An 8,984-nucleotide genomic window follows, 5' to 3' on the forward strand; every position below is an offset into this window, starting at 1 on the left:
CATGGCTGAACAGCAAAAGACCGCAGCCGCCACCGCCGAGGCGGAAGCAATCGATCTCGGCGAATTCAGCGGACTCCTGGAAAAGGATTTCAAGGTCAAGAAGGACGACAGCGAGAAGCTGCAGCAGTTGGTGCGCAACCTGGCGCTGGCGGCGCAGTCGCGCTCCGAGACCACGACCATCTCGTCCAATGCGATCAAGTCGATCAAGTCGCTGATCGCCGGGATCGACAAGTTGCTGACGACGCAGGTCAACGAGATCCTGCACGCGCCGGAAGTGCGGGAGATGGAAGGCACCTGGCGCGGCCTCTGGTACCTCGTCAACAACACCGAGACGGATACCAAGCTCAAGATCCGGGTGATGAACATCTCCAAGGAGCAGCTGGCCGACACGCTCGAAGACTATGAAGGCCAGATGTGGGATCAGAGCCCGATCTTCAAGAAGGTCTACACGGACGAGTATTCGATGCTGGGCGGCGAGCCGATCGGCTGCATCATCGGCGCCTACGAATTCTCGAACCATCCGCGCGACGTCGGCCTGCTGCGCAACATATCCGGCGTCTGCGCCTCGGCGCATACGCCCTTCATCGCCGCCGCCTCGCCGCGCCTGTTCCGCATGGACAGCTGGCAGGAACTGCCCAATCCGCAGGACCTGGCGATGATCGTGAACAACCCGGCCTATGCCTCGTGGCAGTCGCTGCGCGAGAGCGAGGACGCCCGCTATATCGGCCTCACCATGCCGCGTGTGCTGGCACGCCTGCCTTACGGCACCGAAACCGTTCCGGTGAAGGGATTCACCTTCGAGGAAGAGGTGGGGGGCGACCACAACAAATATGTCTGGATGAACGCCGCCTTTCCGATGGGGGTCAACATCAACCGCAGCCACAAGCTCTATGGCTGGGGCACGCAGATCCGCGGCGTCGAGAATGGCGGCACGGTGCTCAACCTGCCGGTGCACGCCTTCCCGACCGATGACGGGTCGATCGCGATGAAGTGCCCGACCGAGGTCGCCATCGACGACCGGCGCGAGGCGGAATTGGCCAAGCTCGGCCTGATGCCCATCCTGCACCGGAAGAACACCGACCTTGCGGCGTTCATCGGCGCGCATTCGCTGCAGGACGACGAGACCCGCGCCGGCCGTCTGGTCGATCCCGACGCGCAGTCGAACGAGCGGCTCAGCGCCAACCTGCCCTACCTTTTCCCCGTCTCGCGCTTCGCGCACTACCTGAAGGCGATTGCGCGCGACAAGATCGGCTCGTTCAAGGAACGCACCGACATGCAGATCTGGTTGACCGAATGGATCAACCGGTACGTGCTGGCCAACCCTGCCTTTGCCGACGACAAGGCGCGCGCCAAGCGCCCGCTCGCCGCGGCCGAAGTTCAGGTCGACAGCGTCGAAGGCCGGCCCGGTTACTACAATGCCCGTTTCTATCTGCGTCCGCACTACCAGCTGGAAGGCATCAATGCCTCGCTCCGGCTGGTGTCCGAACTGCCGTCAGTGAAGGGCTGAAATAGCAAGCATAATGATCTGTTTCGTTTGAAAGCGGTGGAGAAAGACAATGCCGACAACAGTGAGAACGGATGGGCCTACAATGAAGATCGATGGTTTTTTGAAAGTCCCGGACATCAAGGGCCCGAGCAAGCGCGACGGCCATGAAGACGAGATCGAGATCCATGGCGTCGACTACAAGATGATCGCGCCCTACGACCCCAACTCGCTGTCGCGGCGCGGTCGCGTGTCGATGGGGATGATCAAATTCACCAAGCACTACGACAAGTCGTCTCCCTACCTGAAGAAGGCGCTGTTCGAAAACAAGGCGCTCGACGAGGTGGTGTTTTCGGCGCGCCGCACCATCGACGGCGAGACCAGCGACTACCTGGTGGTGACGCTCACCGACGCCTCGATCATGGAATACGATATGCGGCAGGCCAACGACGAGGCCGACCTGATCGAGGAAGAAGTCAGCTTCGCCTACAAGAAGATCAAGTTCGTCTATGACAAGGACGACGAGATCGAAATGGATGTCTATGTCGGCAAGTGAGGCCAAACGGCCTGGTGCGAAAGCGCAGCTTGCCGGCAGTTCCCGGGCAAAGCGCGAGGCGGTCCAGCCCTCCCTCTGGGACCGCCTCATCAACGACTTGCCCGGGCTGACCTCGGAGATCGACGGGCTGCGCCGACTGCTGGAAGAAGAACTCGGCGCCGAGCGCGTCGAGGCTCTTCTCGCCGGCAGCGCACGCGCCATCGATGCCGATGCGGAATTGACGGCCGACCAGAAGCGGCGCCTGCACCGGCTTGTCTTCCAGACCGAGCATCGCGCCGAGATCGAAAGCCGCGGCGTGGTGGTGTCGGCGCGGGTGCTCAGGGAAGCCGTCCGGCGCGACATCGAAGCCCTGTTCAACACCGAGCGTTTTGAATCCGTTCCGATGCTCTCCGACGCCGAGCACGAACAGCCATTGGACGAATTGCCGTCGCTCGCCGATTTCCCGGAAGTGCGTCGCAGCGTCGTCAATTACGGCGTGCCGTCCTTCTCCGGCCGCTCGTCGCGGGATTTCGACCGCGATACCTTGGCGCGCGAGATCCGCGCGGTGCTCGCAACTTTCGAGCCGCGTCTGAAGGAAAGCGCCACGACGGTCAATGTGACCCTCGGCGACAAGAGCGTCGGTCTGAAGATCGAGATCGATGCCGTGCTGATCATGACGCCGACGCCGGAACGCATGCGGCTGCGCACCACGATCAATCTCGACAACGGCCTGGCGCGAACCGAATTCCGGGAGACCTGAGATGGATCGGGTCTTCGTCGAATATTACGAAGAAGAACTGACCCATATCCGGGCGCTGGCCGCGGAATTCGCCGACATGCATCCGGCGGTCGCCCGCAATCTTTCCCTCGACACCGTCCCCTGCCCCGACCCCTATGTCGAACGGCTGCTCGACGGCGTGGCCTTCCTCGCCGCGCGCACGCGGCTGAAGGTGGACGCCGAGCGCTCGCGCTTCTCGCGCGCCGTGCTCGACGTGCTTTATCCGGACCTGGTGACGCCGGCGCCGGCAACAGCGATGGCCGTGCTGAAACCCGGCCAGCAGGTGCAGTCGATGATTGCCGGCCACGCCGTCGCGCGCGGCACGCGACTGGTTTCCGGGCTGCATCCGGGGCTTTCGACACGCTGCACCTTCACCACCGCGCAAGAGGTCACGCTGTGGCCGATCTCGATCACCTCTGTCAGCTATTTCCAGGACCGCAGCGCGTTGGCTGCCGCCGGCATCGCGCCGATCGGCGGCGTGCGCGGCGAAGCGGCGTTTCGCATCGCGCTCGCCCGAACCGGAAAGGGCAAGCTCAGCGAACTGTCGCTCGACCGTCTTGACCTCTATTTCGCCGGGCGCGCCAAGGCGCCGCTTCTGTTCGACGCGATCTTCGGCGCCTGCTCGGCAGTCGGCGCCCGAGCAGAGGGAAAGACCAACCCGCTCTCGGCCTTGCCGGAGCCCGAAATGGTCGGCATCCGCGACGATGAAGCCTTGATGCCGCGTACCCGTCCGACCTTCGAAGGCTACCGGCTGCTGCGCGAATATTTCATGATCCCGGAGCGCTTCCACTATGTGCGGGTCGCCGGATTGCAGCCGGTGGTGCGCAAATGCGAGGCGGGGATCGAGATCATCTTCCTGTTCCGCCGCCCGGTGCCCGAGCTCGCAGATGTGACGCCGGCCGATCTCGAGCTGTTCGCGACGCCGCTCATCAATCTCTTCGAGCGGGAATGCAACGTCATCGAGATCGATCCGCGCAGGACGCGGCAAGTGGTGCACGCCGACCGCACCCGGGCGCGGGATTTCGAGGTCTTTCGGATCACCCGGGTCGAGGACGCCGATGCGGAAGGCGGCGAGGCGCAAATTCCCGAGCTTTTCAGCCTGGGGCAGAATCGCGGCAGCGGCTGGGTCTATTCGACAGAGCGGCGCCCGCGCCGGGCGACGGAAGACGAGCGGCGCGAGGGCCTGACCCGCACGTCCTACACCGGGGACGACGTTTTCCTGGCGGTCTCGCGCCCGGCCGGCAGCCCGGCGAACCGGCCGCTCAAGCGCCTCGACGTGATGGCGCTCTGCACCAATCGCGACCTGCCGATCCTGGACGACACACCGACGCTGACGCTAGAGACGGCCGATCCGGTCGAGGCGGTCAGGCTGCTCGGCGCACTGCGGCCGCCGCAGCCGGCGATTCCGGCCTCGCTGCCGGCGGGCGCCGAGGGCGAATCCCGCGCCGACAATCTCGCCTGGCGGCTGGTGGCGCAGCTCTCGCTCAATTTCCTGAGCCTCGCCAAGGAGGGGCGCGGTGTCGATCCGCTGCATGCGCTGCTCGATCTCTATGCCGATCGCGGCGATCCAAGCCTTGCCCGCAACGTGCATTCGATCACGCGCATCGACTCGCGCCCGGTCATCGAGCGGCTCAAGATCGACGGGCCGATGTGCTTCGGGCGGGGCACGGAAGTGACGCTGCATGTCGACCAGTCGGTGCTGGCGGGGCAAAGCACGCTGCTGCTTTCGGCCCTGCTTGCGCGGCTGTTTGCCCGCCATGCCGGAATAAACGGTTTCGTGCGGACGCGCACGCGGCTGCTGCAGAAGCAGGAGGATGTGCCATGGCCGATGACGCCCGGCAATCGCTACCTGATCTAGCGCGGCCCGCCCCGAGCGGGGCCGCGCCTGAGGGACTCGGCGCGCTGTCGGAAGGCTTCGACTTCTTCGAGCTGCTGCGCCGGCTGGAGCAGAGAGGCGGGCTGTTCGGCTATTCCGGCCAGGCCAGTCGCGAGCCGGCGCGGCTCGGCCAGCATGTGCGCTTGAGCTTTTCGGCCAGGGACGTGGTCAAATTCCAGGAGGCGGGCGAAAAGGCCCCGGCGCGGATAACCGTCGCCAATCTGGGACTCCTGGGACCTGAAGGACCGATGCCGCTCCATCTGACGCGCTGGGTGCTCGACCGGCTGTCGCAGCGCTGGTTCACCGGCGCCGATGCGGAGCAGACCAGCGACACGACCTTCGTCGACTTCGTCAACATCCTGCAGCATCGCATGATCGCGCTTTACTACCGGGCCTGGGCGGACGCGCATCCAGCGGTGCAGGTCGAGCGCTCGGTCGGCGGACGCATCCGCGCCATGCTGGAAGCGATGGCGGGGATCGGCCTTCCCGGCACCCAGGATCCCGAACTCGACACGGTGCGGCTGCGCCAGGCCGGATCGCTCGCCAACCAGGTCGACGGCGCGGAGCGGCTGACGCTGTTTCTCGCCACGGCCTTCAAGGTGCCGGTTGAGATCAAGGAATTCGTCGCCGCCTGGATCACCATACCGGCGGCGCTGCAGAGCCGCGTCGGCAAGGCCTATGCGGCGCTCGGGCGTGGGGCGACGATCGGCCCGCGCGTCTTCAGCCGTCAGAGCCGGATCGAATTGCGCATAGGTCCGCTCAGCCTCGACGACTTCAAGTCCTTCCTGCCCGGCGAGCGGCGCCTCGCCATTTTCAAGAAAGCAGTTCGCGACATGATCGGCGAGGCGCTCGATGTCGATTTGCGCATCGTGCTTGCGCGCGACGCCGTGCCGCCGCCAAGGATCGGAACCGTCCGGCTTGGCCGGACCTCCTGGCTCGCGCGCCCCGCCGAAAAGGGAGACGCCGACGATCTCAGGCTGCGCACGATCGTCGGCTGGCGGCCGGAAATGGCGGAGGCGGCCGTATGAGCCTGCTGCTGACCCTGGAACAAGGCCCGCGCTCGCAAGTGGTCAGGCAGACCCGGCTGGACGAGGGCGAATTGGTGATCGGCCGCAGCGCCGACGCCGGCTGGCAGATCGACGATCCGGACATGTTCGTCTCGCGCGCGCATTGCAAGATCAGCGGCGGCCGCGACGGCTACTTCGTCACCGACACATCGAGCAGCGGGCTTTTCATCGACGATTCCGACAGCCCCCTCGGCGCCGGCAGGTCGACGCGGCTGCAGAGCGGCATGCGATTGCGGTTGGGCGACTACGTGCTCTATGTCGAGGTCCAGCCGAACGCGAGCCAGACGTCGGTCGGCCAGGCCGCCAACCATTCGGCCCCCGCATGGTCGCCGCCGCCGCAGCCGCGATCTTCGCCCAGCATCGGCGGCGACGACTTCTTTTCGGCCAAGGTCGAGGAAGAACCGCGGCGGCCGCGTCCGGCCAATCTGCCGGACCCGTTCGAGCAGCCCGTGCCCGGCGCCTATGACCGCGCCTCGAACCAGCGCAGCTCGCCCGCCTTCGACGATCCGTTCAGCCTCGACCCGGTGGCGACACCGGCCTCGACCGACGACGCGGCGGCGAGCCGGTCGGACCCGTTCGGCTTCGGCGACATGCCGCCGCCCAGCGATCCAGCGGAGCCCACACCGAAGGCGTCCAGCTTCGATGACGATTTCAGCTTCGGGCCGGCCGCGACGCCTGCTTCCACCAACGGCGCCGATCCGGCTGGCCGTGGCGAGCAGTTGGCCGACAAACCGCAGGCCGCCCATCCCTGGGATATGCCGGTGCGTGCCGCGGAGCCTCCTCCTTCGCCGCGCCCCGCTCCCGTGCCCAAGTCGTCCCGCCCGGAACGCGCGGCCCCTGCCTCGGAGATGGCACTTCGTGCCGCGTTCCTGCGCGGCATGGGTGTCGAGGAAGCCGATTTTCCCGGCCGCGACGCAGTCGCCGAAATGGAGAAGTTCGGGCGCGAATACCGGCTGATGCTGGATGGCTTGATGCAGCTTCTGCGCAAGCGCGCCGAGGAAAAGGGAAGCGCCCGCGTCGCCCAGACGATGGTCGGGGCCTCGGAAGTCAATCCGCTCAAGTTCCTGCCGACGGTCGAGGACGTCATCGTCACCATCATCTCGGAGCGCAGCCCCGGCTTCCTCTCCGGCCAAGCGGCGATCGCCGATGCGGTGCGCGACCTCGCGCAGCACCATGTGCGCGCCTGGCGCGGCGTGCAGGCAGCGCTTCGGCGCATGATCGACCGGTTCGATCCGGCCGCGATCGAGGAAGAGCTGAAATCCAATTCCGCGATCGGCAACCTGCTTTCGGGCGGGCGCAGCGCCAAGCTGTGGGAGCTTTACCAGAAACGCCATCGCGACATCGCCCAAAGCGCGGAATCGAGCTTCCTGGGCGAGATCGGCGCGGACTTCAGGGATGCTTACGAAGAGGAGTAGGACATGATCGATCGACGCGAATTCATCGTTGCCCTCGGCGCGACGGGGCTGCTTGCGGCTTGCCAGAGCGGCCCGCCGAAACCATCGGTTATCTCGGTCAATGTGAGCGGTGGCGCAGGCATGAATCCGGGACCGGGCGGCGGCGATCGGCCGGTGACCGTGCTGGTGATGCGGCTTGCCAGCACCGGCAAGTTCAATTCGGCCGACTATTTCGCGCTGCAAGGCGATGCGGGCTCGGCGCTCGGCGCCGACCTCATCGGATCCGACACGATCTCCGTCGCGCCGGGCAAGACCGCCGCCAAGACCATCACGGTCGAGCCGAACGCGACCGCGCTCGGCTTCGTCGCGCTGATCCGCGAACCTGGCGGCAGGAACTGGCGCACGACCAAGTCAGTGTCGCCAGGGTCGAAGTTCACCATCAACGTCAGCCTCGGCAAGGGCGGCATTTCCGCCTGACGGCGAGACAACAGGTAGCAGTGCAGAGAGCAGCAGCATGAACGACACAAACAGGGTGCTATGGTCCGAGGGGCTCTTCTTGAGGACCCAGCACTTCCAGCAGCAGGACCGGTTCTTCGAGGGGATGGTGCGCGGCGCCTTGCAGGCCGGCCAGCTCCATACGTTCGGCTTCCAGCAGCTGACGCTCGACCAGTCGCTGCTCGACGCCGGCCAGGTTTCGATCGTCTCGGCCAGGGGCATTTTTCCGGACGGCACGCCCTTCTCCATTCCGGAGCTGATGGACGCGCCCAAGCCATTGCCGGTCACGGCCGACACGGGTGCAGGCCCGGTGCTGATCGCGCTGCCGCTCGAGCCGCCCGGCGGCGTCGGTTTCGATCCGGCGCACGCCGCGTCGACCGGCGCGCGCTATCACGGCAAGATCATCTCGGTGCGCGATGCCGTGCAAGGCGGTGCGGACGCGGAAGAGATCGAGATCGCCCGGCCGCAGGCAGTGTTGCTTGCACCGGGCAAATCGGTCGGCGGCTACACCGCGCTGCCGGTCGCCGATATCAAGGGCGTTCGCGCCGACGGCGGCGTCTCGCTCGACGAGAGCTTCCTGCCGCCGACACTGATCACCGGCGCGGTCGCCTGGTACCGGCAATTGCTGCAGGAGGTGGTCACCGGCCTCGACCAGATCGCCGAGGCGCATGGCAAGATGGTGATGGGCGGGCCGGGTCGCAGCGTGGAGGACCTTTTGATGCTCCACCTTGCCAATGCCGCGCGGCCGCGGCTCGCGCACATGCTGGCGCAGGACGTCTTTCATCCGGCCGAGCTCTATCTCGAGCTTGCCGGTCTGGCCGGCGAGATGGCGACTTACGGCTCCAGCTCGCGAAGGCTTGGCGAGCTACCGGCCTACGACCATATGGCGCCTGGACCGGCCTATATGGCCCTTGCCGACGCCTTGCGCTCGCTGATCCTCAGCCTGCGCTACATCGAGCCGAAATCGCGCGCGCTGCCGGTCATGCGGCATGCGACCAATGTGTGGAAGGTCCGCATCGACAATCCGAAGCTTCTCGTCGCCAGCCGCATCGTCATCCGCGTCGGCTCCGAACTGTCAGAAGACGCACTGCGCAAGATCTTCGTCAACCAGGCGACCGTCGGGTCGGCCGACCAGTTCGAAGGCCTGTGGAAGTCGCGCCTGCCCGGCATTCCGCTGAAGCCGCTGCACTCGCAGCCGCGCGAGATACCCTATGACGGCGACCGGCTGTGCCTGGAGCTGGACCAGAAGAGCGAGCATTGGGCCTCGCTGCTCGACGCGCCCGGTTTCGTCATCGGCGTTTCCGGTGTGCTGCCGAGCGAGCCGCAGGTCGACTGCTATTCGGTGAACAGGTGAGG

At 66.0% G+C, this 8,984-nt stretch carries 8 protein-coding genes; all 8 read left to right on the forward strand.

Annotated features, from left to right (window positions below; translation table 11 throughout):
* Position 1: 1 nt before the first annotated feature.
* The 8 genes from tssC to tssK all read left to right on the forward strand — a co-directional run bounded on the left by tssC (position 2) and on the right by tssK (position 8,982).
* Complete coding sequence (gene tssC, locus QAZ47_RS29680) at positions 2-1,507, forward strand: type VI secretion system contractile sheath large subunit (RefSeq protein ID WP_278073506.1); 1,506 nt, start codon at positions 2-4, stop codon at positions 1,505-1,507.
* A gap of 82 nt (positions 1,508-1,589) precedes the next feature.
* On the forward strand, positions 1,590-2,039 hold the full coding sequence (locus QAZ47_RS29685) for an Hcp family type VI secretion system effector (RefSeq protein ID WP_188131293.1): 450 nt from the start codon (positions 1,590-1,592) through the stop codon (positions 2,037-2,039).
* On the forward strand, positions 2,026-2,778 hold the full coding sequence (gene tssE, locus QAZ47_RS29690; RefSeq protein WP_278073550.1) for a type VI secretion system baseplate subunit TssE: 753 nt from the start codon (positions 2,026-2,028) through the stop codon (positions 2,776-2,778). Before QAZ47_RS29685 ends, tssE begins: the two co-directional genes overlap by 14 nt.
* Before the next feature lies 1 nt (position 2,779).
* The gene (gene tssF, locus QAZ47_RS29695; protein ID WP_278231743.1) at positions 2,780-4,654 is read left to right on the forward strand and encodes a type VI secretion system baseplate subunit TssF; all 1,875 of its coding nucleotides are present in this window, start codon (positions 2,780-2,782) and stop codon (positions 4,652-4,654) included.
* Entirely contained in the window at positions 4,618-5,700 is a 1,083-nt protein-coding gene (gene tssG / locus QAZ47_RS29700) for a type VI secretion system baseplate subunit TssG (protein ID WP_278231744.1), read from the forward strand. Before tssF ends, tssG begins: the two co-directional genes overlap by 37 nt.
* Entirely contained in the window at positions 5,697-7,154 is a 1,458-nt protein-coding gene (gene tagH / locus QAZ47_RS29705; RefSeq protein WP_278231745.1) for a type VI secretion system-associated FHA domain protein TagH, read from the forward strand. Before tssG ends, tagH begins: the two co-directional genes overlap by 4 nt.
* A gap of 3 nt (positions 7,155-7,157) precedes the next feature.
* A complete protein-coding gene (tssJ, locus tag QAZ47_RS29710; protein ID WP_278073510.1) occupies positions 7,158-7,610 on the forward strand; it encodes a type VI secretion system lipoprotein TssJ in 453 nt (150 codons plus the stop codon).
* 37 nt (positions 7,611-7,647) lie between these two features.
* Entirely contained in the window at positions 7,648-8,982 is a 1,335-nt protein-coding gene (gene tssK / locus QAZ47_RS29715) for a type VI secretion system baseplate subunit TssK (RefSeq protein WP_278231746.1), read from the forward strand.
* Positions 8,983-8,984 lie beyond the last annotated feature (2 nt).

The sequence above is a fragment of the Mesorhizobium sp. WSM4904 genome (assembly GCF_029674545.1).
Classification (GTDB): domain Bacteria; phylum Pseudomonadota; class Alphaproteobacteria; order Rhizobiales; family Rhizobiaceae; genus Mesorhizobium.